We start from the raw sequence: 26,106 nt of genomic DNA on the forward strand, positions 1-26,106 counted from the left end.
TTTCAAATCAGATCTTCACGTTGTTTCTTGTACAGTTCGTTGATTCTCTCCTTGTGCTGTTCCAGATGCTGGCGCAGCACGGTATCCACATATCCGCCTACTGAGATTTCCCCTCCGGCGATGTCGTTCACGATTCTGAGGATCTTGCCGTGGACGTCACGGCTGATATAGACACATTGGCGGGTCTTTATCTCGTTGCGGCGCAGGAACAGCTCGTTGTAGTCCTCGTCCTGCCTTTTCCGGCGTCCACTTTCCCTCTGCGCTTTTTCCCGTGTTACGGGTTGCACAGGAGATGGTTCCGGTGCGGCGGTGTCCTCTTCGGTCGGTGCAGCTGCGGGTACTTCCTGTGCGGGGCGCAGTGTCCCGTCCTGTGTGCGCCGCCCGATGGAGGCTAACAGCAGTTCCTCGTCGATGCCTTCCGTGTTCACTTTCCTGCTGCCCATGCTCACTGCGGTCTGATGATGTCGCTTATCTCTTCGGAAAACTCCCGGATGCCACTCCCTTTCAGCAGTGCCGTGTCCATCGGGAAGATGGTGGAGCGGAAAACGCTCTTGCGCTCTTCCGAAAGGTCACGGCGGAACTTCTTGCTGTCGGGCAAGCGGGTGGAAAGTACCGGAAAGCCCATTTCGGCTATCACTTCCTCGTAGATGCCGTACAAGTCGTTCCTCTCCCTGCCGTCCACCATCGTCCAGAACAGATGCAGCCCCTTTGTTTTCGCCTGTCCGGTAGTCATCAGCCTGTCGCGGAACATCGTGACGAATTTCAGGGTACTCTCCACGACAAAGCGGTCGGCACTCAGCGGAGTGAAGATGTAGTCCATCTGCGAGAGCGTCTTTATCACGCCGTTACTACGGAGCGTGCCGGGCATGTCGAAGAACACCACGTCGGGTTTCATGTCCTCAGTGGCAATCATCCTCTCGGCATCGTCGAGGGCGTTCACCGCATTGCTCTTGACGATGGTGTAGGCGTTCTTTTTGATCCGGCGGAAATGGTCGCAAGCGAGAGCCTTGAAGTAGGTGCTGCTGTCGATAAGCCCCATTTCGTGTTCGCGCAGCCCGTGGATGCTGTGCTGCGGGTCGTCGCAGTCCACGACGGCGACATTGTAGCCTTTCACGTTGTGCAGGTAGCTGGCGGCAAGTGCCGTGACAGTGGATTTGCCGATGCCACCTTTCTGTGTTGCGAATGCAACGAAGATTTCCTTACTCATAGTTCCATTTATTTTAATTGTTGAAGATTTCTTTTTCTATTTATATGCGGATTTGGTTGCTACATTATCCGCTTCAGTGAACAGACACACGGGCGGGTCATCGCGTATCCGGTTCTGTGGTGAAGCGGTGCGGCGAACAAGTGATGAATGACGACACTGCGTCATGAAGTCATTGAATCCGTACTTCACCGGATTGTCGGATAACCGGGGTTCCGACGGTTCGGGTATCCGCTTCGGCAAGTGTCCGAAGAAGCGGTTTTCCGGGTATTTGAATGTTCCGTTTCTCATATCTTCAAATCGTTGGTTCCTTGAATCATGCTGCAAATAAACAAGTATATTTTGGAACTTGTATCACTTCCCAAGCAATTGGCAGCACGTTGCGCCGGTTGGCAGTCATTGACCGGGTCAAGCGTCTGTCCGATACCGCTTTAAGGACGTAACTTTGCCCCCGGACAGCAGGGTTCGCCGATGGTGGCACAGCCGGAGTCCTGAAAGGTATCTTCCCATCCGTCCCCTGACGGATTTTTATGTTCACCTGAACATAGCAAGGTATGTTTTCAGCCGCTCAAAATATTTTGAGCATCCCGGAAAACGCCTTGCCCTTGCAGGGGGCGGGCTTTCCCTCCGAAGTCGGGAAGCCTTTCAAAACTGCGGTGCTGTAATCCGAAGCGGCGGCTTATGCCGTCAATCCGCTAAATCCAAAGTAATATGAAAGAGAAAAGGAAAAGCAAATCAGGGAGAAATCCCAAACTTGATCCGGCGGTGTACCGTTACACCGTCCGTTTCAATGAGGAGGAACACAACCGTTTCCTCGCCATGTTCGGAAAATCGGGTGTCTATGCACGGTCGGTTTTCCTCAAGGCGCACTTCTTCGGACAGCCGTTCAAGGTGCTTAAGGTGGACAAGACGCTGGTGGACTATTACACCAAACTGTCGGATTTTCATGCACAGTTCCGTGCCGTGGGTACGAATTACAACCAAGTCGTGAAGGAACTGAGGCTGCATTTTTCAGAGAAAAAGGCGATGGCGTTGCTCTACAAATTAGAGCAACACACCGTCGAACTCGTGAAACTGAGCCGCCGGATTGTGGAACTTTCAAGGGAAATGGAGGCGAAATGGTCGCAAAAATCAGTGTAGGAAACTCGTTGTACGGCGCGATTGCCTATAACGGGGAGAAGATTAACGAGGCGCAGGGGCGGTTGCTTACGACCAACCGCATCTACAATGACGGTTCGGGAAAGGTGGACATCAACAAGGCGATGGAGGGTTTTCTCACCTTCATGCCGCCACAGATGAAGGTGGAGAAGCCGGTGGTGCATATTTCGCTCAACCCGCATCCGGAGGATGCGTTGACCGATGCGGAATTGCAGGATATAGCCCGCGAGTATCTGGAAAAACTCGGTTTCGGCAACCAGCCTTATCTTGTTTTCAAGCACGAGGACATCGACCGCCACCACCTGCACATCGTGACGGTTCGGGTGGACGAGAACGGGAAATGTATCAGCGACAAGAACAACTACTATCGTAGCAAACAAATCACCCGTGAGCTGGAGAAGAAATACGGGCTGCACGATGCGGAGCGCAGGAACCGCCGTCTTGACACGCCGCTAAGCAAGGTGGACGCATCGGCAGGCGATGTGAAGAAACAGGTAGGCAACACCGTGAAAGCTCTGAACGGGCAGTACCGTTTCCAGACGATGGGCGAATACCGTGCGCTCCTTTCCATCTATAACCTGACGGTGGAGGAAGCGAGGGGTAACGTGCGCGGACGGGAATATCACGGGCTGGTCTATTCCGTCACGGACGGCAGGGGCAACAAGGTGGGCAACCCGTTCAAGTCCTCGCTCTTCGGGAAGTCCGCAGGCTATGAAGCCATGCAGAAGAAGTTTGTACGTTCCAGATCGGAGATTAAGGACAGGAAACTGGCAGACATGACGAAACGTACCGTTCTTTCCGTGCTGCAAGGCACTTATGACAAGGATAGGTTTGTTTCCCAACTTAAAGAGAAGGGCATCGACACCGTACTGCGCTACACGGAGGAAGGGCGCATCTACGGGGCTACCTTCATCGACCACCGCACGGGGAGTGTGCTGAACGGTTCGCGCATGGGCAAGGAGCTTTCGGCGAATGCCTTGCAGGAACACTTCACCCTGCCATACGCCGGACAACCGCCGATACCGTTATCCATCCCTATGGATGCTGCGGACAAGGCACACGGACAGACCGCATACGACCGTGAAGACGTATCGGGCGGAATGGGCTTGCTCACTCCCGAAGGTCCGGCGGTAGATGCCGAGGAAGAGGCTTTCATCCGGGCGATGAAGCGCAAAAAGAAGAAAAAGCGCAAGGGCTTGGGTTTGTAATCGGAGTATCAACAATTAAAAAATCAATGTATGTCACAACAAGAAGACGATTTGAGGGCATTGGCGAAAATCATGGATTTTCTGCGTGCCGTGAGTATCATTTTAGTGGTCATGAACGTGTACTGGTTCTGCTACGAAGCCATCCGGCTATGGGGCGTGAACATCGGTGTGGTGGACAAAATCCTTCTGAACTTCGACCGCACGGCGGGGCTGTTCCATTCCATTCTGTACACGAAACTGTTTGCCGTCCTGCTGCTTGCCCTGTCCTGTCTGGGTACGAAAGGGGTCAAGGGCGAGAAAATCACTTGGGGAAGAATATGGACGGCACTCGCCGCCGGATTCGTGCTGTTTTTCCTCAACTGGTGGATACTGGCTCTGCCGCTGCCGGTTGAAGCGGTGACGGGCTTGTATATCCTTACCATCGGCACGGGCTATGTCTGTCTTTTGATGGGCGGGCTGTGGATGAGCCGCCTGTTGAAACACAATCTGATGGAGGATGTTTTCAACAACGAGAATGAGAGTTTCATGCAGGAAACGAGGCTCATCGAAAGCGAGTATTCGGTCAATCTGCCCACACGCTTCTATTACAAAAAGCGTTGGAACAATGGCTGGATCAATGTGGTGAATCCCTTCCGTGCGTCCATCGTGTTGGGTACGCCGGGCAGCGGCAAGTCATACGCCGTGGTAAACAATTTTATCAAGCAACAGATTGAAAAGGGCTTCTCGATGTATGTATATGACTTCAAATTCAGTGACTTGTCCACCATAGCCTACAACCATTTGCTGAACCACCCGGAGGGCTACAAGGTGAAGCCGAAATTCTATGTGATCAATTTCGACGACCCGCGACGCTCACACCGTTGCAATCCCATACACCCGGATTTCATGGAGGATATTACGGACGCTTACGAGAGTGCCTACACGATAATGCTTAACCTCAATAAAACTTGGGTGCAAAAGCAGGGCGACTTCTTCGTGGAGTCACCTATCATTTTGTTTGCCAGCATTATCTGGTATCTCAAAATCTATCAGAACGGGAAGTATTGCACGTTTCCCCATGCCATCGAGTTTTTGAACCGCCGCTACGAGGATATTTTCCCGATACTGACCTCTTACCCGGAGCTGGAAAACTACCTTTCCCCGTTCATGGATGCTTGGCTCGGAGGGGCTGCGGAGCAGCTCATGGGGCAGATAGCGTCGGCGAAAATCCCGCTTTCGAGGATGATTTCCCCGCAGCTCTATTGGGTGATGTCGGACAGCGAGTTTACGCTGGACATCAACAATCCCGAAGAGCCGAAAATCCTATGCGTGGGCAACAATCCCGACCGTCAGAACATCTACGGGGCGGCTCTCGGATTGTATAACTCCCGTATCGTGAAACTCATCAACAAGAAGGGAATGCTGAAGTCATCGGTCATCATCGACGAGCTGCCCACGATATACTTCAAGGGGTTGGACAACCTTATAGCCACCGCCCGAAGCAACAAGGTTGCCGTGTGTCTGGGATTTCAGGATTTCAGCCAGCTGGTGCGCGACTACGGTGATAAGGAGGCGAAAGTGGTGATGAATACGGTCGGTAACATTTTCTCCGGGCAGGTGGTAGGTGAAACGGCAAAGACACTATCGGAACGGTTCGGTAAGGTGTTGCAGAAACGGCAGTCTATCTCCATCAACCGGCAGGATGTTTCCACCTCCATCAACACGCAGATGGATGCGCTCATTCCGCCGAGCAAGATTTCCGGTCTGACGCAGGGAATGTTTGTCGGTTCGGTGTCCGACAACTTCAACGAACGTATCGAACAGAAAATTTTTCACTGCGAGATTGTGGTGGATGCCGAGAAGGTGAAGCGGGAGGAACGTGCCTACAAGAAAATTCCGGTCATTACCGATTTCACGGACGAGGACGGCAACGACCGCATGAAAGAAACGGTGCAGGCGAACTACCGGCGTATCAAGGAAGAGGTGAAGCAGATTGTGCAGGAGGAACTGGAGCGCATCGCGGGCGATGATAACCTGAAATATCTGTTGCAGCAGAAGTAAATAAAAAAATGAAGAAAGGCTTACCATAAACCTTTCTTCATTTTTTTAGAACTTAAGCATTATCCATACTTACTAAGATTCCGTTTTCCAAAATTTTTTGCAATGGAATTTTCTTTAAGATTTCTTGATAAGTGCTATAGAAGTCATTATCAAGTCCTATATAAACAATATTGTCATGTAATTCTTCTATAACACTAATATGTGAATGCAATTTGCACTTTTTATCAGAACAATCTGATACGATACTTTTAATTCGTTCCAACTTATTTAATAAATCATCATATTGAGATAACCCTTTTGTAGTTGGTTGTATTTGATAATTAGTTTTCTTTGCCGGTTGTATATTATGTTCAGGATCTAATAATACTATGTGAAATATAGAAGAATCCCGATCAAAATAACCTACAATACGCCCCGTACTTTTTGTTATCGAAAATTGCATTATTGGAAAATCTGTCTCATTGTCCAATATTTCTTTTGGTAGCCAATCTAAATCTTTTCGTTGAATAGGAATGTTTTTAGCACTCCAATCTATTGGATGACATCTTAATGCAATACTACCTCTATTTTCTTCTAATACTTCTTGCGGTGTCATAGTACCCAAAGCACCTAATCTTTCAAGAAGCCCAATATGCCATCCCTTAGAACACTCTCCAATCTGAAAATTAGGTATCTGCTTAAAGTAAGAGAAGGAAAAAGTTATCTTCCTTCTCTTTAACTCATTTTCTTGTTCTTTGGTAACTAATGATTTGTTTCCGTATTTAGGAGAATCTGAATTAAGATTTAATAGTTTCCCATTTTTTCCCATAATACTCAATCATTAGTTCTGGAGTAATAACCTTGTCACAACGCTCATTTACATTTAAATCTCCACGTGTTTCAATCCAAGGCATCTCATTGTGGGACAATCGTTCTAATTCAGCACCGCTATATTTAAGATAATTCTCCAATATAAAGTCAATGAATTCAGCGTCTTCTGATGATAAACTCACATTGTGATTCATGCAATCATCAATATTGATTTCTGAATAGAGATATTTTGTAGAATTAAATCGATTGTAGATTTCTCGATTTACCGGACCATGAATCCATGCTTCAAACTCGCCGTCAAACATAGGTTTTTTATTGATACCATAAGACCATGCTTGAACATAATACAATAACTTCTGCAACTTTAAATTTATTAAAGACGCAAATCTATCTTCCGATTTTACTCGTAAGATAATGTAGTCTGTTATATCGTGTATTGAGTTCATCTGAATTATGACTATATCAATTTCAATGCAAAGTTAATATCTTTTTCTAATATAACAAAATAATGAATTGAATTGATGTGATTTATTCTAATGAATTTGTTTTTTATCTCCTCATACGATCCAACTCATCATCGCGCAGCATCCTCTCGTTCAATTTCTCCTGCATTCTGTCAAGGAAGTAGGTGCGGCTTTCGTTCTTCCGGCGTTTGATATCGGTGTAGAAACGGTAGCAGTCCTTCGACTCAACCCCGAATATCTTGTAAAGGAGCGGGGCAAGCTGTTTGAGCGGCATGTTGCCGTTGTTGATGCAGCCCATCTCGTCGATGCCGTAGATAAGTTCCACGAGGTCGATGGCATTGCCCGTCCATTGCAGGAGGCTGGTGGCGGTTTCTGTTGTGTTGTTGGCGGATATCAGTGGCGGCACTTGGGGCGTGGCAAGGAATTTCTGCATCTTCCTCACGAAAGACAGGGCCTTGCTGACATAGGCGGCAATCTCTCTCTTTTCTTCTGACAGGTTGCGCACGGGATGGTGCTGCAACTCGATTTCGATGTAGGCAAGCGCGATGACGGTAAGGTTCGCGTCCATGCTACCGTTACACAGTTCGATCACTTGGGTGGCAAAAGCCGTGTATGCCGTTTCCATATTGCAGTCACCGGCTTCGTTTATCAGGCGGAAAAAGTCGGTTTCCGCCAGCAAGAAATAATTCATGGTTCTGTCAATTTTGAAAATTACACTTTGTTTTCTGCGTGCGCACATGAATATAATTGGCAAAAAACGCGGCAGAAAATAAAAAATCCAACACTCAATTTTACAAAGTACTGGATTTCAGAGGTATAAAATTCAATATTTTTTCACAAGGACAAATTATCTCCGACTTAAATTGTTTGTAATCAGAACATTTATTCTATTCCTGAAAATAGAAATGTATGCTTGCCGCACATTTTGGCTATCTTGCTTTTTTATCAAGGATATAGATAATGCGACATACACCGTTGGAATAGCTTTTCAAGGAGGAAAGCGTCCAGTGTTGCTCTGGCAGAGCCGACTTAAAAAAATGTCGTCCGCTTCCGGATATGAAAGGAACGGTGTATAGTATGATTTCATCCACAGCGTGCATACGCAGTAGTCCGTTTATATAATCTGCCGTATCCAGTGTGGCTTCCGCGAGGTAACGGATGTTTGTGCCGTCTTTTCTCCATTCGTGCAGCATTGAAATGGAATAGTCCGGTGTCACACGGTAAAGGGCTTTCTTCCTGATTTCATCAAGACCGCAACGGTCAAGGCACAAATCCTGATGTGCTTTATCATATAACTCTGAAGAAAGACATCCGTCCATCGTCAGTACGGCGAGAATCTGAACTTTACCCATAATCGTTTCCTTTCGTTAGGCAAGGGTAAAAAAGTAGCGTGCAATTCACACTACCTTCAAGCGATGGCTCTGGTAAAGCCTTTACGGAGAGTACGTGAATGCACGCTATGCGTAAGCATAGCATAAGCATCACGCAATCGTCTCCGTAGTTCCAATTTACCAGATTTTCGCTTGAAACGCCTTGCGGTCTTATCCTATATGTTGGCGGCGAAAAGCTCCTGCCAATCGCCGTTTTTCTCAAATGTTATGCAAAGATAGCCAAATTCAGTGAATTACGGGCTATGATTGCTTGAATTTATATTTAAGTCCATACTCTTCAAGTTTGCTGTATAGTGTTGTCCTGCCTATGCCGAGCAGTTCTGCGGCGACACTCCGGTTGCCGTTTGCCTGTTTCAACGCACGCAATATCCGCTCCTTATCCTCCGCGTCATTGCGCAAGGCGAAGCTGACAGTAGAGGTCGGTTTCGTCACGGCAAGTTCCAGATGCTCTTTCATGACAACACCTTCCTGCGCCTGCAATACAGCACCCATAACTTTCTGCCGAAGTTCCCGCACGTTGCCCGGCCATGCGTGTGTCAGCAACGCTTTACGTGCTTCGGAACTGAACCCGCTCACGCTACACTCCAGCTCTCTGTTTGCCATATCACGGAAGAACTCTGCCAGCGGCATGATGTCTTCCTGACAGTCACGCAACGGAGGAACGGTTATCCCGAAGTCGTGCAGGCGGTACAGAAGATCCTGCCGAAAACGCTTTTCATTCACCGCTACTTCCAAATCTTCATTGGTAGCAGCGATGATGCGGACATTGAAATTCCGGTCTGCCTTGTCTCCGACCGGGCGATACCGCCTCTCCTGTATGGCGCGGAGCAACATCTGTTGGGTTTCCAACGCGAGGTTTCCTACCTCGTCCAGAAAAAGCGTGCCGCCTTCCGCCTCATGGAAATATCCTTTCTTGGCATTGTCCGCACCTGTAAACGCTCCCTTGACGTGTCCGAAGAAAGCCGACGGTGCAAGCTCTTTGGAGAGTGAACCGCAGTCCACCGCCACAAATGGCTTGCCTGCACGTTTGCTCTTGTCATGCAACAGATGGGCAATATGCTCCTTACCCGTGCCGTTCTCACCAAATATCATCACGCTCATGTCGGTGGCGGCTACCAGCCTTATCCGGTGCATGATTTTCTGAAAAGCGGAACCTTCACGGGCGAATACAGGCATACGGCGTTGTCCTGCCTGACGTTCTTTCAGTATGGAACGGATCAGGGGGACAAGTTTATCCTCCACAAGCTGTTTGGGAATATAGTCTATCGAGCCGAGTTTCATGCTTTCCACGGCGGTATTAACTTCGGCGTAGTCGGTCATAATGATGAAGGGCTGCATCTTTCCCTCCTTTCGCATCCAGCACAAAAGGTCTATGCCACTGCCGTCAGGCAGACGCAGGTCGGCAACCACGATATCATTATCTGTTGCCTGTTGCAGATGTTTCTTCGCGGTTGAGAGGTGGTAAGCCTTCATATTGCGGTAGCCCTCCCGTGACAGCATATTGCAGACATATTCGCAATACACGATGTTGTCTTCCACCACAATTATTTTTGTCTTATCCATCTTCGTATTTTCTCCTTTCCTCTTCTGCCAACCGTATTATTTCCACTCCCTTATCCAGCACAGCAGTCACGGCATGGCTTAACGCTTCACCATCCGGGAGAGCATCGCCACGAAGCAATCCGTAAAGTACATTCAGCGGTTGGTCGGCACGGAGCACCTCCCACGAACTGCGCAGGTGGTGGATCAGGGAATCCAGCTTTTGCAGGTCTTTTTCTTTTGCTGCATCCCGTACCGCCTGCATTTCCTTTTCTGTTTCAGTTATCAACTTTTCCAGCATGACGGCTTCATTGCCATAGGACAATAAGGCGGAAAAGTCCGGTTTCCCGTCCGGTGTCGCTTTTATGGCACACCTGTCGGAAACCTCCATCAGTTCCGATATGGAGAACGGCTTGAACAGGCATCCGGCAAAGCCTTTTGCCAATAGTTCCCCTTTGTTACAACTGCCCGAAGCGGTTGCCACAACCACCGGGATTGTTGGTGAATTGCCCACGTTGGACGAACGCAACAGTTCCAGCAATTCGAAACCGTTTATACCAGGCATATTCAAGTCTGTCAGCAACAGGCTGTATTCTTTCTGGCGTATCATTTCCATCAGTGCCGCAGCATCGGTGCAAGTGTCGCAGTGTATTCCTTCTTGGGAATACATCTCTTTCAGCATTAGAAGTAATACCTCATCATTGTCAATGGCGACAACATCATGGAATTTATTGTTATGATAAACAGGTGTATTGCTTGTATATCCAAGCTGTTCTTCAGCTTCCTGCATAGAAATTTCAACTGTGAAACGACTGCCTTTCCCTTTCTTGCTGTCCAAACGGATTGTTCCGCCAAGCATCGACACAATATTACGCATTATGGCAAGCCCAAGCCCGAAACCCTCCTTTGCAGCGGCATTTGATAGACGTTCAAACGCACCGAACGCTTGTTTCTGTTCCTCTTCTGTCATGCCTGTACCTGTATCTTCAATGACCAGTGTCAGAACTCCATTATCATATTCAGTAATCAAAGAAACACCGCCTTCTTCTGTGAACTTGACAGCGTTTGACAGCAGGTTATTCCCGATTTGTATTATTCGCTCTTTGTCGGTCAATACAATGGCATCGTGTCCAGTCTTCACGGACAAGGACAACCCTTTGTTCACGGCAACAGGCATGAACTCCGTTTCAAGTGTGTGCGTGATTGCAGAAATCCGGCAGGGTGACAGACGGGGCTGTTCCTTGCCGTTGTCCAGGCGGAAGAAGTCAAGCAAAGTGTTGAGCATATCCCGCATACGGTCGGAGGATTGCAGTATATTTTGGATATATTGCCCATTATTACCGCTATTGCATTCTTTCCGCAAAAGTTCGGTATAGCCGGTTATTGCCGTCAGTGGTGTACGCAACTCATGGGTAATAGTATATACCGCTTTCTTTCGGGAGGTTATGAGTATCTCATTTTGTTGCACGGACTGTTCCAATTGCTCGATCAAATCCGTTGTCTTGCGTTTGTATCGTTTAATGTTCTTTGCATCACGGTGTATGATGATATAGGAAATGACCAACAGCAAAAGAACAAATCCCATCAAGCCGCCTATCTGCATAAATGATTTTTTACGCATGGCTGTTATCTCGCTTTCTCTATTTTGTAAATCAGATTGCACCTTCTTTTCGATTTGGCAAATCAATCCTTGCAGTTGTCTGTTAAGTTCTGCATTACGGGCAGCAAGACTATCGGCTTGTTCTGACAATCGACGGCTCTGCGCATTCTGTTCGTTGACCATGTTTCTATTGGATGAACGGAGCGTAGTCGTTGTTGTCGTTGGCTTCGTTCCCTCTTTTTTGCCGAAGATGCTCAAGAAACCTTTTCGTTTTGGCTTTTTGGACTGTTCCTGCACACTTTTCTGCACAATAACCGGAATTTGATTGGCTATCTTCTTGTTAATAGATTGTTGTTCATCCATTAACCGGACTATCTGGAACATCTGTCGTTCCTTATCCTCTAAAAGACTGCGCACACTATCGATGCGCTCTGCTGGATAGGTGGCCTTGAAACGGCAAAGCATACTGTCCATTGCCATACGCCGTGCATGGTAATGCTCGATATCTTTATCGTTCCATTCCAGTATTGTTTCACCCAATAGAGAAAATTTTATCATTTGAATATTGATATTGTTTATTTCTTTTCGGAGCTCGTCTATTTTTTTATTGCCAAGTTCTAATGCTTCTATCTCCTGCCATTCATAGAGGCTATTATATGCCATACATCCGATAAGAATGGAGATAAGTATATATCCCAACTGTATTGCCTTATAGAAATTTCCTGACCGCTCCATTATTTTGATGACATTGATTTTTGGAACATGAATAAAAGTTTATCTTTTTCGTTCATGCGGATATTATCAGAATAACCGCCTTTTGTTATTTGATACCCGCATGGCTTAACCATAAAAATGCCTAAGCCCTTAGTGTATGAACTTACTTCTGATGCATAGTCTTTACTTGTATTTAATGGAACTTTCCCTTTAATATGACACCACTCATTATTGCAACTGATGTCTTCAATCTCAGACATCATTTTTTGCAAATCTGTAATAGCTTTGGAACTTGCCGCTTGGGGTATCTGCAACTCAAAATAGAGCATCGGTTCGAGAATGTCCACACCTGACTGTTGCAAGGCCAGCCTGAAGACATAAGGGGTCAGCTGTCTGAAATCAGCAGGTGTACTTACCGGGCTATAATACTCGGCTTGAGTAAAAGTTACTTTCAGATCAGTCACTTCCCATCCATGTAACCCGGATTGGCAAGACATACGAATCCCTTCAAAAACGGCATTTTGAAAAGAATGGTTCAGATAACCATAGGAGATGTCACTTTCGATTTGCAACCCTGTCCCTAACGGTAAGGGTTCAAGAGTCAGCCCTATTGTGGCCCAATAAGGGTTGGGCGGCACTTCGATCTGAATAATCTTATTGACCTTTTTTACAGGTCGTTCTTTGTATATAGTCTTGATCTCATCAAAATGGACCTTTACGGAAAATCGTTCTTCCAGCAATGTCTGTATGATTTCCTTTTGGGTTAAACCATATAACGAGATTTCCAATTCATCACTATATGAGTTTATGGAAAAGGACAAAGACGGGTCTTCAATCCACAATGTATTCAGAGCGGATATCACCTTGCTTCTCTCTTCGGGCCTGTCTGGCCGGACGGAGGATTTGAGAGCGGGATGCTGATGCGATAATCCTTGAATCAAACAAGGTTCAGCACCTAAATAATTTCCGATTCGAAAATCATCCATATCCTCTACAATCGCGATATCATTGGCGCCCACTTCATCAACATTTATCTCTCTGCCCTGATTGATAGTTTTTAGATTTTTAATCTTGATGAATTTTTCCGAATCGTTGATTCTTACAACGTCTCGAAGTCTCAGACTTCCGTCAATTATTTTTAGAAAACTTCTTTTATGTCCTTTGGGGTCATGCTCTATCTTATAAAGATAAGATGAAAGTCTGTTTGAGACCGATGCCGGAGGAAGTATAAAAGAAGTGATGGCGTCCAACAACTCATTGATACCGATATTGAACATTGCTGATCCATGTAGCACCGGATAGACTTTGGCTTTTGCCACAAGAGCGATTATCGTATTCCAATAATCAGCCGGTGAAATTTCGCTATCCGCCAAATATCGTTCTAATATATTGTCGTCATGGTTGCATACAAATTCTTTGTATTCTTCCTTTATATATGTTTGGGAGCAAACCGGATAAACCGATCCATCGACAACATTTTGCATAAACAGGACATCTTGAGACAGATTTGCTTTTATATCCAGATACAAACGCTCCAAATTCACACCGGCTCGGTCAATCTTATTGATAAATATAATTGTCGGGATTTGCAGCTTCTGTAAAGTATTGAACAGCAACTTTGTCTGCGCTTGTATGCCTTCCTTTGCGGATAAGATGAGGACTGCTCCATCAAGCATTTTGAATGTCCGCTCCACTTCCGCAATAAAATCCATGTGTCCCGGAGTGTCAATGATATTGCATTTCACACCATTCCAGATAATAGATGTCGTAGAAGCCCGAACAGTAATTCCTCTACGTTTCTCTATATCCATAGAGTCCGTTATGGTGTCACCATTATCCACACAGCCGCACTTTTCCGTTGCTCCACTGGCAAACAGCAGATTCTCGGTTACGGAAGTTTTTCCTGCATCAATGTGAGCAAGAATTCCTAAATTTATAATATTCATTTGGATTAAGCAATAATATACTACAATAGATGCATTGTCGAAACGCACCTTTTAATACCTCCTCGTAGCATATGAGAACTACAGGATTCCTAACTCGTATTAATATGTATATTATTACTGCCGCATAACGATTACAAAATTACACAAAAAAATATATCTAACAAAAGTAGGAGGATTTTTTAACTTTTTACCATAGACATTTTATTAGGGAAACGTAGGTTCAACTGGTAAGTACAAATAAGTAGAAATGTTTGAACAACACTGTTTTAGGAAGTTGAAAAATCAAGTTTCTCTCTCGGTATAGCGTTTATTTTGGCCAATATCTTCTTTAGTTTGGCATTTGAGTATTTCCCATTCGTGTTCTATTTAGCTCCTTATTATGAGTATGTAGCAAGTTGCTTATCAAATTCAGCCTCTTTGAGGGTCAAATATGGTTTTGCAAATGGTGACTGACAAGACATAAACAAGGTCAGCAGGATTTTTTACATAAATGGACATGAATGTATATAACCTAAAATAAGAATAAATTTTAATAAGGGCTGCCCAAAAAGAAAAAAATGCAGTTGCCATCCTACAGATACTTGCAGAAAGGATAAAATTTACTTTTAGACCTTTTGGGATAGCCCTTATTAATACTTCAGATAAAATTCCTAAGGTTATATTTTCAATCCTTTGAACCGGGTTTCCTCCTTGGCATACAGTCCCGGACGCCCGATTATGACATGGTTGGCAACGATACTATCCGCCGGACTGCGTATCTGCGGCGGTGCATTTTCGGGATATTGCGCCTGCCTGTTCCTCACATCTTCCGCTTCCGGCTTGACCTGTTGCCCTTCTTTCTCCTTTTCGGCGACTTCGGGCGTGGGCGGCGCAAGTTCCAGCTGTATTTTTCGGTCAAGGGCGGCAAGTTCGGATTTCAGCTGCTTCAGCTCGTCCTCCTTCTTCCACACCTTGCCCGCTATCTCCTGCAACTGCGGTATCTCCCTCTCCAGCACCTCGTTCTTCGCCTTGTACTGGTCGATAATGGAGGGTATCCTCTCCATCGCGTTCAGGAAGTTTCGGGCGGCAGCCATCGGATCAGCCATTGCCAGATGTCCGTTGTTATAGGTGTACTTGTAGTTCCCCTCTACCACGAAGCGGTTGTCGGTAAACTCCAATCCCTCTTTGAGTATCCTCTCGCTCACCACCTTTATCGGAAAACCGTACAGTTCTCCGACCTGTGTGTAAAGCCCGCCCGTAGTGGCGTTTTTCGCTATCTCCTGCAAACGCTTTCCGATAACCTTCTCATCGGCGGAATCCACACCGTCCACCTTTATTATATTAAGGCGGTTGCCCTCCCTGTCGGTCTGCGCCACCGAAAGGAAGCGGTTCCAGTCCTCCGTCATGGCATCTATGAAAGCCGTGTTGTTACGCAACTCGCCCGTCTTCGACTCTAACTTGAACTCCGAATCACGCTTGCCCTTGTTAAACGACTTGCGTTCCCCTTCGAGCGAGGCGATGCGCTTTTCAAGTTTCGCCTTGTCCAGCAGGTCGGTGTTGCCGGATAGCAACGCCATATATTCCGAAAAGTTCATGCCCGATTTCTCGTCCACTGCCCCCTCGTCGATGGTACGCGCCCCCATAGCACCGCTTTTGAGCTGGCTGATGAAAGTCTGCTTGCAGTGCAGGAGGTTGAACTTGTAGCTGTCCAGTGACTTCTCCACCGCGTAGATGATTACGTCCACGTTGTTCCCGGCGAAATGCTTGGCAATTTCGTTTCCGGCTCTAACTCCGCGTCCGTCACGCTGTTGCAGGTCGGACGGTCGCCACGGCGTATCGAGATGATGAATTGCCACACACCTTTTCTGTGCGTTCACACCCGTTCCGAGCATGGAGGTGGAGCCGAACAGAACACGCACCGTTCCGGCATTCATGGCGTCTATCACCGCCTTCCGAGCCTTGTCGGTCTTGCACTCCTGAATGAAGCGCACCTCGCTTGGCGGTATGCCGTAATCCTCCGTCAGCTTGCGCTTGATTTCCGAATAGACGTTCCACCCGTCGCCCGGCTGATATGTCCCCAAGTCCGAGAAAACGAACTGCGTGCCTTTCTGCGCGTCGTATTTTTGGTAATACTCCGCGATCATCTTGGCACAGTGGCTCGCCTTGTTATCGGGGTGGTCTTCATAATGCGGGTCTATCATGCGCATGTCGAGTGCCATCTTGCGGGCGTAGTCGGTGGCGATAAGCATCTTCGCCTTTTCCTCCGTTTCCGAAAGCGGCAGCCTGCCCAGAAGTGTGGCATCGCCAGTCTTGGCGAACTGCATCAGCTTCTGTATGAAGTCCTCCTGCTCCGGCGTGGGCGGTATGTGGTGCAGTATCTCATTCTTGTTGGGACGATCTACGCCCACGTCCTCTGCCGTGCGGTAGTCCGTGATTTCATTATAGAAGGCGGCAAGTTCCGGCACCTTGATGAAGTAGCGGAAACGCTCCTTTTGAACCACGTTGTTCGTCACGTTAAATTCAAAATCCGTCGTCTTCTTGGCGAATATCGCCGCCCAAGCGTCGAAACATCGGATGTCCTGCCGTTCCAGCTCCTTCGGACGCAAATACTTGAACAGCAGATACAACTCCGTCAGCGAGTTGCTGATGGTAGTACCCGAAAGGAAGGTCGCTCCCAAGTCTCTGCCCGTGCGCTCCTGTATGGTGCGTATGGCAAAGAGCATGTTCAGTGCCTTCTGGCTTCCCTCGCTGTTGCCCAGTCCCGCCACACGGTCATGGCGCGTGTTGAACGTCAGATTTTTGAACTGGTGGCTCTCATCTATGAAGATGTGGTCGATGCCCATCTGCTTGAAATCCACCACGTCGTCCGTGCGTGACTTTATGGCATGTTCCACCTTCTCCAGCTTCGCTTCAAGGTTGTGTTTGCGCTTCTCCAGACCTTTCAGCATAGCCCGCGACACGTTCTTTCCCTGCTGCCGCAGCACTTCGAGGTTTTCCTCCACCGTGTCAAGCTCCGCTTGCAGGATGCGCTGCTGCAACTCCGGCGACTGCGGTATCTTGCCGAACTGGTCGTGCGACATGATGACACAATCGTAGTCGTTGTTCTTTATATTATTGAAGAAGCGCACACGGTTGGCGGTCGAAAAGTCCTTCTCCGAAGCGTACAGAATACGTGCGTTGGGATATGCCGCCTGATAGGTGGCGGCAATCTCCGCAACGTTGGCTTTCAGCCCGATAATCATCGGCTTATGTGCCAATTTCAGACGCTTCATCTCATGCGCGGCGATGCACATTATCAGCGTCTTGCCGGTTCCCACCTCGTGGTCGCAAATTCCGCCGCCGTTCTGTTTCAGCATCCAGACGCAATCCATCTGCGAGGGATAGACGCTCTTGATACCCCGGCTTGCCAAGCCTTTCAGATTGAGGTCGGGGAAGGTCTGGTGCGAGCCGTCATACTTCGGGCGCACGAAACAGTTGAACTTGCGGTTATACATTGTCGTCAGCCGTTCCTTGAACTGCGGCGACTGTTCTTCGAGCCATTCGGAGAAACCGTTGCGGATTTCATCAATCTTGGCGTTGGCGAGCTGTATGCCCTCGCTGTCGCGCACCTTGATGTCGTTGCCATGCTCGTCCTTGCCGATGGACTTCATCATGTCGGGGCAGGTGTTGTGCAGGGCGTGTTTCAAGAGGTGCATACCGTCATAGTTCCGGTAATACCCCTTTACCAGAAACTCGTCCGTGATTTTCATGGTGCGGTAGCCGCACGCAACCGAAAACTCGTCCATGCTTGCGGAATAGGCGATTTTCACCTCCGTGTCGAACAGCCGGCTCATGTAGGCGGCATAGACACCCGTCGGAATCCAGCGTTCCCCGAAATTGAAGTCCAGATCCTCGAAGGCGATACGCGGCGGTTCGGCATCTTTCAGAGCCTCCAACGCCTGTTTCACTTCCGGCATACGCTCACTTTCGGGGTTTTCGCCCATCCAAGCCTCTATGCGTTCCGCCTTCTCTATCACGTTCCCGGCTATGAAGCGGTCTTTGATTTCGTAACCGGTCACGAGCGGATTGTAATAGATGCGTCCTTGCAGGGCTGTGAGCAACTCCTCCGCCGTGCTGTCGGTTATCTCCCGCATATAGTCGAGATTGACCGTGCCATATTTGTTGAGCGACGCGGACAGGGCTTCTTCGGGAGAGCCTACGTTGGCATGGCTCTCCACGGAGAAGGAAACGGGATGCTCGAAGATGTCCGCCTTGACGAACTTTCCGTTCTCCACCCGTTCCAGCGAAAGGATGTCACGCCCGCCCGCGTCCATCATCACTAACTTCACGTTCTGCTTGGCGTTGAGGTTGCCGTAGCGCATGACAAACTCATCGTAACAGGTATTCAGATGCTCTCGCCACGGAACATTTGCCTCGCGCCGGAGCGATTCATAACGGTACAGACGCTCGTAGGCGTCACGCAGCGACACATACAACAACGCCTTTTCCTTCTGGTATCCTTTCAGGTCGAGCGGCTGGAATGTAGCCCCGTATGGCGTGATGTCCTTCAGATAGCCGATGTTATGACGCCCCCGGTCAGCCACCAGCGAGCCTTCGCGCAGGTGCATCTCCGGCGTGCGATGGTAGGCACGCGGCGTAAGGTCCGCGACTTCCTCCTTCGGCTTTTCCGGTTCGATGTCGGGAAAAAGGGAAGTAGCCACCGTTTCCGGTGGAGCATCGGTAACAGCAGGTGCGGCGACTGCTTCCGGCTGTGTTTCCTCCTGCCGGGGTTGTTCACGTGGTACTTCCGGCGTGATCGTCGCAACCGTTCTGTTTTCATGTTTTTCATTATGCTGCCTTGCCAGCTCCCGAAGTTCCTTCCTGCGCTCCGGCGTGAGTTCCATCATCATCTCGTAGAAGCCGTTGATGGGAGGATTGGTTTCCCAGTCCAGCTTTGCATAGATGTCGTCCGGGTCGGCAGGCTTGGCGGTGTTCTCCGCTTTCACCTCCTTATTCTCCATAGCGGGTTTTGCAGTTGGAGCTGTCGGTGTAACCGTGACTTTCGGTTTGGGCGGAGTGGACTTTGCCGTAACTGCCTTTTTCACCGTCTTTTTCTTTTTGGAGGTTTTCGGTTGGCTGACCTCTTCCGTCATCCCCCAGAGGTTGAGCAAGGAGAGCTGCACCCCGTCAGAATATTTCGGACGTGGCTCTATCTCCGGTTTTTCCTCAACGGGTTGCGGTTTTTCCGTCGGAGTTTCCACCGTCTGCGCCGAAGATACCGTTTCCAATTTTATAGCAGGACGCTCCGCCTCCTTTTGAACGGTAACCTTTTCTTCCGTTCCCGACTGCCAGATTGTTCCCGAATACAGACGCATGGCGAGCCTGTAATGGAAATCCTCGTTGAGCATCCGGCGCAAGTCCCCGGCGATACCTGCGGTCTTGCCCTCGTGCAGATAAACCATAGCGGGCTTCCCGTAGGGGTCAGTGTCAAGTTTCGACGTCGTATGCACGATGCGTTCCGGGTGGTGGATGAAATAGGCGTTGTCGGTCAGGTCGGTTTTCGTGTCCGTCTGTATCACGGTCATCAGCCGCTCGTCCTGCGACATTTCCTTCTTGCTGAGGTTCTTTTGCAGGACAATCAGGTCGCTGCCCACCTCCGTCCCCGCGTTGTCCGTGAACAGGTTGTTGGGCAGGCGTATCGCGGATACCAGATTGGCCTGACTGAACAGCTCGTTACGCACGGAGGTCTTGGTGCTATTCAATACCCCTTGCGAGGTGATGAACGCCACGATACCGCCGTCACGCACGGCATCCAGTCCTTTGAGAAAGAAATAGTTGTGGATGGTTTTCTGGGCGGAGCGTCTGCCGAAAGAGTCGCTCCGCTGAAACTCCGCGTCGAACACGGCAATGTCACCGAACGGAATGTTGGACACCGCCAAGTCGAAATAATTGTTGAACGGTCTTTCGATTTTCTCAAAACCGCAGGTGCGCATTTTCTGGTCGGGATAGAGATGCCTCAAGATTGTACCCGTGAGCAGATCCTTCTCGAAAGCCATCACATCCGCATTGGGGCTGTGCCGTAGCATGGAATCCACGAACACGCCGACACCTGCCGACGGTTCGAGCATACGGGCGGGGCGGACGCTGTAATCTGCCAGCACGTCCGCGATGGTGTCGGTTATCTCTTTGGGGGTGTAGAAAGCGGTCAGCACGGACGCTTTCAGCGAATCCACAAACCGCTTGTACTCTGTTTCGTCCTTGCTGTTCTCACGGATAAGCCTGTGCAGCTCCACCGTCGGGGCGAACAGTTCGAGGTCGGATTTCGCCCACCGGACGGCATCCGTCAGTTCCTTTGCAGGGTTGAGGATACATTTCAGACCGCCGAAACCGCAGTACCTTTGAAGTATGGCACGCTCTTCGGTTGTCGCTGTCCTGTTTTCCCTGTCAAGGATGAATGCCGTCCGTATCGCCTCGATGTTGTCCCGCAGTTTCTGTTTGCGGTTAAACGCCATATTCGTCTAAGTAAAGGACGGTTGCTCCCGTCAGCTCCGTGTAGAGCAGGTCGTAATCGGAAGACAGGGCGAAATTGTCATCCGAGAGGTCATAGACGGAGAACACGTTGCCGACAAGCGGCAGCAGTTTCAGGACAAAGGCTTCACGCTTCTCTTCCGGCACTTCATCGGCAAACTCGTTTTCCACGACTTCGCGGAGGATGGCGTAACGGGAATAATGCAGCCCGCGCAGCAGCGTGTCCATCGCCAGTTCCTGCGCACCATCGGCGGGATAGCCTTCAAGCCGTGCCCTCTCATACGTTTCGGCGGCACGGTCGGCCCGTTCCCGTATGAAAGCGGTGTCGTCAGCCTGTTCAAACTTGTTCGTGCGGAGATAGTCCAGCAGGTACAGACCGTAATAGGAAAAGTCGGTCTGACCCTCGTTTTTCTTCTTGTTGTTCATTACTTTGGATTTAGCGGATTGATAATTAACGGGATAATCGGTTGGAAAAAGGAAGAAAAAGGCACTCGGTATCCCTCCGAGTGCCACCACTAAATCCAAAGTATGAGTGTAATCCGGTATCGAAGAACAATTCATTACTCTGAACAAGTGGCAAAGTTAATACTATTTCTTCCGTCCTGAAAATTTCTTGCCCTTTTTAGCCTCCGGGAACACAAAAGTCGTGTTATATTCCCCGTCAAAGGCGACAACAGCATCGAAACTCTTGCCCTGTTTGCTCTTGAACCCTTTGAGCAGCTTGGTATGCCCTTCGGTGAGCAGGTCTTTGATTTCATCGTCGGACAGGGTGCGTCCCGCTTTCAGCCGGAACACGGGCAGTCCGCACTCCGTGTTGTCGCAGCGTACCACCTTGCCGTAGAACCGCATCCTGCCCGTGCCACACTTGGGACACGCGCAGCCGGAGTCACGGCTGCCGAAGAGCTTGTCGCACGAGAGCAGTTCGGAGGTTATCTCACGTGTGTACGCCTCTATCTCCTTGCGGAAGGTGTCGGCGGACAGTTCCCCGCGCTCGATACGCGCCAGCTCCTTTTCCCATTCGCCCGTCATGGCAACATCGGCGATGCGCATCGTCTTGACGACGGAATTGAGGGCAAGTCCTTTTTCGGTGGGAACAAGCGACTTCTTGCAGCGTTCCATGTAACCGCGCTTGAAAAGCGTTTCGATGATGGAGGCGCGTGTGGCGGGAGTACCGATGCCACAGTCCTTCATCGCCTGCCGCAGTGCGTCGTCCTCAATTTCCTTGCCCGCCGTTTCCATTGCCGAGAGCAGGGTGGCTTCGGTATGCAGCGGCTTGGGTTTGGTCTTTCCTTCGGTAATGGACGAGCCTTTCGGTGTCAGCGTGTCGCCTTCCTGCCAGCCGGGGATGGTAATTTCCTCTTTTTCCTCGCCATAGACGGCACGCCATCCGGTTTGCTTCACGACGCTGCCTTTTACGGTAAACTCCACTCCGGCACATTCCGCCGTGACAGTGGTCACATCCTTGACGCATTTCTCAGAGAATGCCTCGACCATGCGCCCGGCAATCATCTGATAGATGGTATTGTCCTCTTTGGAGAGGAAGAGCGGTTTCTCACCCGTGACGAGCAGGGCATGGTGGTCTGTCACCTTGCCGTCGTCCACGCTGCGGCGTGTCGGGGCGGCTTTTGCCCGCACCTTGTCTTTCCATTCGGGCTGTGTGCCGATGAAAGCGAGCAGTTTGGGAATTTCGGCAAACACGTCTTCGGGGATGTAGCGGCTTCCCGTTCTCGGATAGGTTATCAACTTCTTTTCGTAGAGTTTCTGCGCGATTTCAAGCGTCTGTTCCGCCGTGAAGCCGTGCTTGGCGTTGGCTTCTTTCTGGAGCGTGGTCAGGTCGTAGAGCAAGGGAGTTTCCTCCGTCTTCTCCTTGCGCTCGGCTTTCGTGACAGTGGCGCAACCTGCCGCCTTTACCTTATTATATAGTTCCATCGCCGGTTCTTTCTCTTTCCATTTCTCGGAGGATGAGAATTTCACGACTTCGCCGTCGCAACCGTCCGTTGCGATATGGAGCAGCCAGAATGCTTCGGACGTAAAGCGGCGGTTCTCCCAGTAGCGTTCACATACCATAGCCAACGTTGGTGTCTGCACCCGCCCCACGGAATACGTGCCGTGTCCGGCGGCGATGGATAACGCCTGTGTGCCGTTGATGCCCACGAGCCAGTCGGATTCGCTCCGCGCTTTGGCGGCGAGGTAGAGGTTGTCGTATTTGCTGCCGTCTTCGAGTTTCCGCAGTCCCTCACGGATAGCTTTGTCGGTGAGAGAGCTGATCCACAGGCGCACGAAAGGAGTGGTGCAACCCGTATAGTGGTAGAGGTAGCGGAAGATAAGCTCTCCCTCGCGTCCGGCATCGGTCGCCACGATGATATGTTCGCTTGTGTCGAACAGTCTTTTGATGACTTTTATCTGCGACACCACGCCGCTGTCGGGCTTGTAACCTTTCTCCGTCCTGACCTGACGGGGGACGAGCGTGAATGTGTCGGGAATAATCGGGAGGTTGTCACGGACAAATCCGCGCACGCCGTAGCCGTCGGGCATGGCAAGCTGAACGAGGTGTCCGAATGCCCATGTCACGGCATAGCCGCCTCCCTCGAAATATCCTTCCTCTCTCTTTGTCGCGCCCACGATGCGGGCGATTTCACGTGCCACGGAGGGCTTTTCTGCAATGATTGTCTTCATGTTTTCTTGCTTTTTTGTTGATACTTTGGATTTTATTTTGGATTCAGTGGCGGACACGGGATTACATTTTCATGCCTTTGTTGTTCTTCTTTTTCGGCTTCTCCTGCTGCTGTTGCTGGCGGTCGTCCTTCGGGGCGGTCTGACCTTTCTGCAAAGGCTCTTTCAGGTTCTTTGTCGCCTCGTTGGTTTTGCCCTCGTTGTTCACCGCCACCTGTGTGCGGCTCTCGTTGGACGGGGCGACCTGCTGGGCGTTGTCGGGGTTCGTTTCGTAGCGGTACGGGCGGCCCTTCTCCGGGTTGAACTTGATATACATCGTGGCATGGAAGCCCTGCTTGTCGGTCACGTTCTCCAGTTTCACGGCTTTACCCGCCACGTAGTCGGCTTTCTGCTTGTCGGTGAAGTTCACGCCGCTCCATTTGCTGATGGGGCGGATGCTGCCGTCCTCGTTCATCCACGTGTTGCGGCGTTGCTCCTTCTTGGTCTGTGCGGCATTTTCCCCGCCTTGCGCCTGACTTTTCGAGGTGTCACCTTTGGCTTCCTGCGTCTGTGCGGTACGGGGCGACCTTCCGGTTCCCGGCACGAACTCCACGCCGCGCTGCTCCACGTTCACTTGAAGGGTGGTGACGAACTTCCTGCCGTCGTTGCGCTCGATGAGCTTGTCGCGCACGGGCAGTCCGGCGCGGAGCATGTCCTGCTCCTGTTTGGTGATTTCCGTCTTGCCGATGCGCTCCGGGATGCGCACCTTGTTTGCCGGAATGTCCGTGATTTCATTCGTCTTGCGGTCGATGCTGATGTAGGAGGGGATGATTTCGCCCGTTTCCCTGTCCTCAATGTCCACGACCCTGCCGAGGTTGCCCGTTTCGCGCAGGTTCTTCCGGTCATCGTCGGAGAATTTGTGTTCCTTGTACTCATCTAACTTCTGCTCCTTGCGGATGAAGTGCGGCACGAGGCTGACATTTCCCTCACCGTCCTTCTTGAAGGAGAGGCGGGCGTCCAGCTCGAATGATTCGCCGCCGAAGGTGGGCTTGACCTTTACCAAGTCGGACTTGCCGTAGTGGAGCATCTTCGTAAGGTCTCCGGACTTTTCAAGGTCGTCACGCTTCACGCCCCATCTGTCCTCCAGCTCCTGCCAGTTGATTTTGCTCTCGTTGATGGGTTGGTAGCCCTGTCTGCCCTGCGTCTGTTGCGGGCTTTCCTGCTGTTCTTTCTGTTGTTCCATGTTTTCCTGTTTTTGAGGTTCTTGTTTCTCTGTCTTTTGTGCCGCCATCTCTTCCTGCACCTGCTGTTGATAAGGGAAGGTGTCGATTTTGTGCGGTGCAAGGATTTGTTTGTTCTGGTACGGATGCTGAAGCAGGTCTTTCATCACGCCAAGCATGGAATCCACTTGGTCTGCCGCGATGCGGTAGAAACCGAAGCGGCTGGGTTCCTTGCACTGCCGGAAGAAGTTCTTGAAGAAGTTGTCCAGCACGTCGCCTTGTCGGTCGAATTGCAGGAAACTCTGCGCGTTCTCAGCTTTCGCAGGGGTACGCTTGGGTGTGCCGTCTGCATTCAGCCCGGCTACCACGCTGATCTCGCCCGTCTTCTCATCACGGACTACCAGCACGTCCTTTTCGTCTTTTTTCTTTGCCATTTGAAAAATGTTTTAATGGGTTATTTATGAAAGAAATTATGGATACGAGCCTTGTAGAAGGCTATATCTTCTTTTTTGAAGTCCTTGATATGGTTGGAAAGGAATGTCAGCACATCCTCCTCGCTGTAATAGGTTTTCTTGCCCAGTGTCTTGTAGGGCAATGCGCCGACACTGCGGTAGCGTTGCAGTGTGCGCTTGCTTATCTGGAGCAGCATGCACAAATCCTGATTGTCGAAAAGGCGGATGCTTTCCGTGATAGTAGGCTGTTTCCCCTCAGCCTTCATCGCCAGCAGCAGTTCGTCCTGACGGTCGAGCCGTTCCATCAGCTTCTGCATCCAGCCCTCGAAGTTGTTTCGTGTGAGCAGTTCCATGACCTATGTCCTCCTTCCTTTTGGTTTGCCGCCAGTGCGCAGCGTGTGGTTGCGTTTCAATTCCTGCGGTGTCGCCGCGTCCTCGTTGACGGCACACGCTTCAAGCAGGCGGTCTATTTCCGACTGCCGGTAGCGGCATTTACCGCGAAGCACGACATAACCGATGCGTTGCTCGCTGCGCATACGCTGGAGGGTGCGGGTACTCACGTTAAGCAGGTGCGCCGCCTCGCGTGTGGTGAGCAACCTGTCGGGCGATGCCGCTTTCTTGTCGCCGGAGGCGGCACGGACGTGTGCCGCAATCTCCGCTATCTGTTCCGTCAATGACCGGAAGGCGGAACTTTCCATCGTTATCACTTTCATATTCAGTCCTTTCTTTTTGTTTCTGCAGCAAAAATCGGCAATAAACAAAAGGGGCTTTAACAACTCACTACGTGACTCACGTAAGATTTTTACGGAAGATGGCTCCGTAACCCGGTCAAACGGCGCAACAGGCAGCCTTTCAGCGGAAAACGGCACGTGTTCAGGACCGTACCGTTACCTTTGCGGGCAAACCGATAATTGCATGAATATGGAAATAGTATCTATCGAGAAAAAGACTTTCGAGATGATGGTGGCGGCATTCGGCGCACTCTCGGAGAAGGTCGCCGCCCTGAGGCGCAAAAGCGACACGAGGCGCATGGAAAGATGGCTCACGGGCGAGGAAGTCTGTAGGCAGTTGAGAATAAGTTCGCGCACGTTGCAGACGCTGCGCGACAGGCGGCTTATCGGCTACTCGCAGATAAACCGCAGGTTTTATTACAAGCCGGAGGAGGTGAAGCGGCTGATACCGCTTATCGGCACGCTCTATCCGCACGGCAGATGATTTGATT

Annotated in this window: 21 protein-coding genes; 4 read left to right on the forward strand and 17 right to left on the reverse strand. The window is 49.9% G+C overall.

Annotated features, from left to right (window positions below):
• Positions 1-2: 2 nt before the first annotated feature.
• From K8P02_RS05070 to K8P02_RS05085, 4 genes are read right to left on the reverse strand one after another with little or no spacing between them, the layout of a single operon-like run.
• On the reverse strand, positions 3-443 hold the full coding sequence (locus tag K8P02_RS05070) for a DUF3408 domain-containing protein (protein ID WP_004291503.1): 441 nt from the start codon (positions 441-443) through the stop codon (positions 3-5).
• A gap of 2 nt (positions 444-445) precedes the next feature.
• A complete protein-coding gene (locus tag K8P02_RS05075; protein ID WP_004348452.1) occupies positions 446-1,207 on the reverse strand; it encodes a ParA family protein in 762 nt (253 codons plus the stop codon).
• A gap of 36 nt (positions 1,208-1,243) precedes the next feature.
• The gene (locus K8P02_RS05080) at positions 1,244-1,495 is read right to left on the reverse strand and encodes a hypothetical protein (protein WP_009037593.1); all 252 of its coding nucleotides are present in this window, start codon (positions 1,493-1,495) and stop codon (positions 1,244-1,246) included.
• A gap of 25 nt (positions 1,496-1,520) precedes the next feature.
• On the reverse strand, positions 1,521-1,742 hold the full coding sequence (locus tag K8P02_RS05085) for a hypothetical protein (protein WP_162173721.1): 222 nt from the start codon (positions 1,740-1,742) through the stop codon (positions 1,521-1,523).
• Positions 1,743-1,915: 173 nt separating this feature from the next.
• On the opposite strand from K8P02_RS05085, the gene mobA reads away from it, so the two are divergent.
• Genes mobA through mobC form a run of 3 tightly spaced genes read left to right on the forward strand, consistent with a single transcriptional unit; the run spans position 1,916 to position 5,610 of the window.
• Positions 1,916-2,344, forward strand: a complete 429-nt coding sequence (gene mobA / locus K8P02_RS05090; RefSeq protein ID WP_004291488.1) for a conjugal transfer protein MobA — start codon at positions 1,916-1,918, stop codon at positions 2,342-2,344.
• Positions 2,323-3,570: a conjugal transfer protein MobB gene (gene mobB, locus K8P02_RS05095; RefSeq protein ID WP_004348454.1), complete on the forward strand. Its 1,248-nt coding sequence runs from the start codon at positions 2,323-2,325 to the stop codon at positions 3,568-3,570. Before mobA ends, mobB begins: the two co-directional genes overlap by 22 nt.
• Before the next feature lie 30 nt (positions 3,571-3,600).
• Positions 3,601-5,610 carry a conjugal transfer protein MobC gene (mobC, locus tag K8P02_RS05100; protein ID WP_004348455.1) on the forward strand — a complete coding sequence of 670 codons (2,010 nt, stop codon included), beginning with the start codon at positions 3,601-3,603 and terminating at the stop codon, positions 5,608-5,610.
• Between the two features lie 52 nt (positions 5,611-5,662).
• Here mobC and K8P02_RS05105 read toward each other — a convergent pair whose 3' ends face one another.
• From K8P02_RS05105 to K8P02_RS05165, 13 genes are all read right to left on the reverse strand, one after another.
• Complete coding sequence (locus K8P02_RS05105) at positions 5,663-6,418, reverse strand: hypothetical protein (protein ID WP_004293874.1); 756 nt, start codon at positions 6,416-6,418, stop codon at positions 5,663-5,665.
• The gene (locus K8P02_RS05110; protein WP_004293873.1) at positions 6,387-6,866 is read right to left on the reverse strand and encodes a Panacea domain-containing protein; all 480 of its coding nucleotides are present in this window, start codon (positions 6,864-6,866) and stop codon (positions 6,387-6,389) included. The genes K8P02_RS05105 and K8P02_RS05110 overlap by 32 nt, the downstream gene beginning before the upstream one ends.
• A 103-nt stretch (positions 6,867-6,969) precedes the next feature.
• Positions 6,970-7,575, reverse strand: coding sequence for an RteC domain-containing protein (locus K8P02_RS05115; protein WP_004293872.1), 606 nt, complete (start codon positions 7,573-7,575; stop codon positions 6,970-6,972).
• A 238-nt stretch (positions 7,576-7,813) separates the two neighbouring features.
• Positions 7,814-8,236, reverse strand: a complete 423-nt coding sequence (locus K8P02_RS05120) for a dihydrofolate reductase family protein (protein ID WP_004293871.1) — start codon at positions 8,234-8,236, stop codon at positions 7,814-7,816.
• A gap of 279 nt (positions 8,237-8,515) precedes the next feature.
• Positions 8,516-9,838 carry a sigma-54-dependent transcriptional regulator gene (locus K8P02_RS05125; RefSeq protein WP_004293870.1) on the reverse strand — a complete coding sequence of 441 codons (1,323 nt, stop codon included), beginning with the start codon at positions 9,836-9,838 and terminating at the stop codon, positions 8,516-8,518.
• On the reverse strand, positions 9,831-12,149 hold the full coding sequence (locus K8P02_RS05130; protein ID WP_004348456.1) for a hybrid sensor histidine kinase/response regulator: 2,319 nt from the start codon (positions 12,147-12,149) through the stop codon (positions 9,831-9,833). The genes K8P02_RS05125 and K8P02_RS05130 overlap by 8 nt, the downstream gene beginning before the upstream one ends.
• Positions 12,149-14,074 carry a tetracycline resistance ribosomal protection protein Tet(Q) gene (gene tet(Q) / locus K8P02_RS05135; protein ID WP_004293868.1) on the reverse strand — a complete coding sequence of 642 codons (1,926 nt, stop codon included), beginning with the start codon at positions 14,072-14,074 and terminating at the stop codon, positions 12,149-12,151. The genes K8P02_RS05130 and tet(Q) overlap by 1 nt, the downstream gene beginning before the upstream one ends.
• A gap of 656 nt (positions 14,075-14,730) precedes the next feature.
• The gene (locus tag K8P02_RS05140) at positions 14,731-20,544 is read right to left on the reverse strand and encodes an N-6 DNA methylase (RefSeq protein WP_005790817.1); all 5,814 of its coding nucleotides are present in this window, start codon (positions 20,542-20,544) and stop codon (positions 14,731-14,733) included.
• The gene (locus K8P02_RS05145) at positions 20,534-20,986 is read right to left on the reverse strand and encodes a DUF1896 domain-containing protein (protein WP_004304266.1); all 453 of its coding nucleotides are present in this window, start codon (positions 20,984-20,986) and stop codon (positions 20,534-20,536) included. The genes K8P02_RS05140 and K8P02_RS05145 overlap by 11 nt, the downstream gene beginning before the upstream one ends.
• Before the next feature lie 162 nt (positions 20,987-21,148).
• Positions 21,149-23,236 carry a type IA DNA topoisomerase gene (locus tag K8P02_RS05150; protein ID WP_005790822.1) on the reverse strand — a complete coding sequence of 696 codons (2,088 nt, stop codon included), beginning with the start codon at positions 23,234-23,236 and terminating at the stop codon, positions 21,149-21,151.
• A gap of 61 nt (positions 23,237-23,297) precedes the next feature.
• Positions 23,298-24,866, reverse strand: coding sequence for a DUF3945 domain-containing protein (locus K8P02_RS05155; protein ID WP_004348473.1), 1,569 nt, complete (start codon positions 24,864-24,866; stop codon positions 23,298-23,300).
• A 20-nt stretch (positions 24,867-24,886) separates the two neighbouring features.
• Entirely contained in the window at positions 24,887-25,237 is a 351-nt protein-coding gene (locus tag K8P02_RS05160; RefSeq protein WP_004291454.1) for a helix-turn-helix domain-containing protein, read from the reverse strand.
• A gap of 3 nt (positions 25,238-25,240) precedes the next feature.
• Positions 25,241-25,597 carry a helix-turn-helix domain-containing protein gene (locus K8P02_RS05165; protein WP_002561004.1) on the reverse strand — a complete coding sequence of 119 codons (357 nt, stop codon included), beginning with the start codon at positions 25,595-25,597 and terminating at the stop codon, positions 25,241-25,243.
• Positions 25,598-25,799: 202 nt separating this feature from the next.
• On the opposite strand from K8P02_RS05165, the gene K8P02_RS05170 reads away from it, so the two are divergent.
• A complete protein-coding gene (locus K8P02_RS05170; RefSeq protein WP_004348475.1) occupies positions 25,800-26,099 on the forward strand; it encodes a helix-turn-helix domain-containing protein in 300 nt (99 codons plus the stop codon).
• Positions 26,100-26,106: the final 7 nt, after the last annotated feature.

The sequence above is a fragment of the Bacteroides nordii genome (assembly GCF_019930665.1).
Taxonomy (GTDB): Bacteria; Bacteroidota; Bacteroidia; order Bacteroidales; family Bacteroidaceae; genus Bacteroides; species Bacteroides nordii.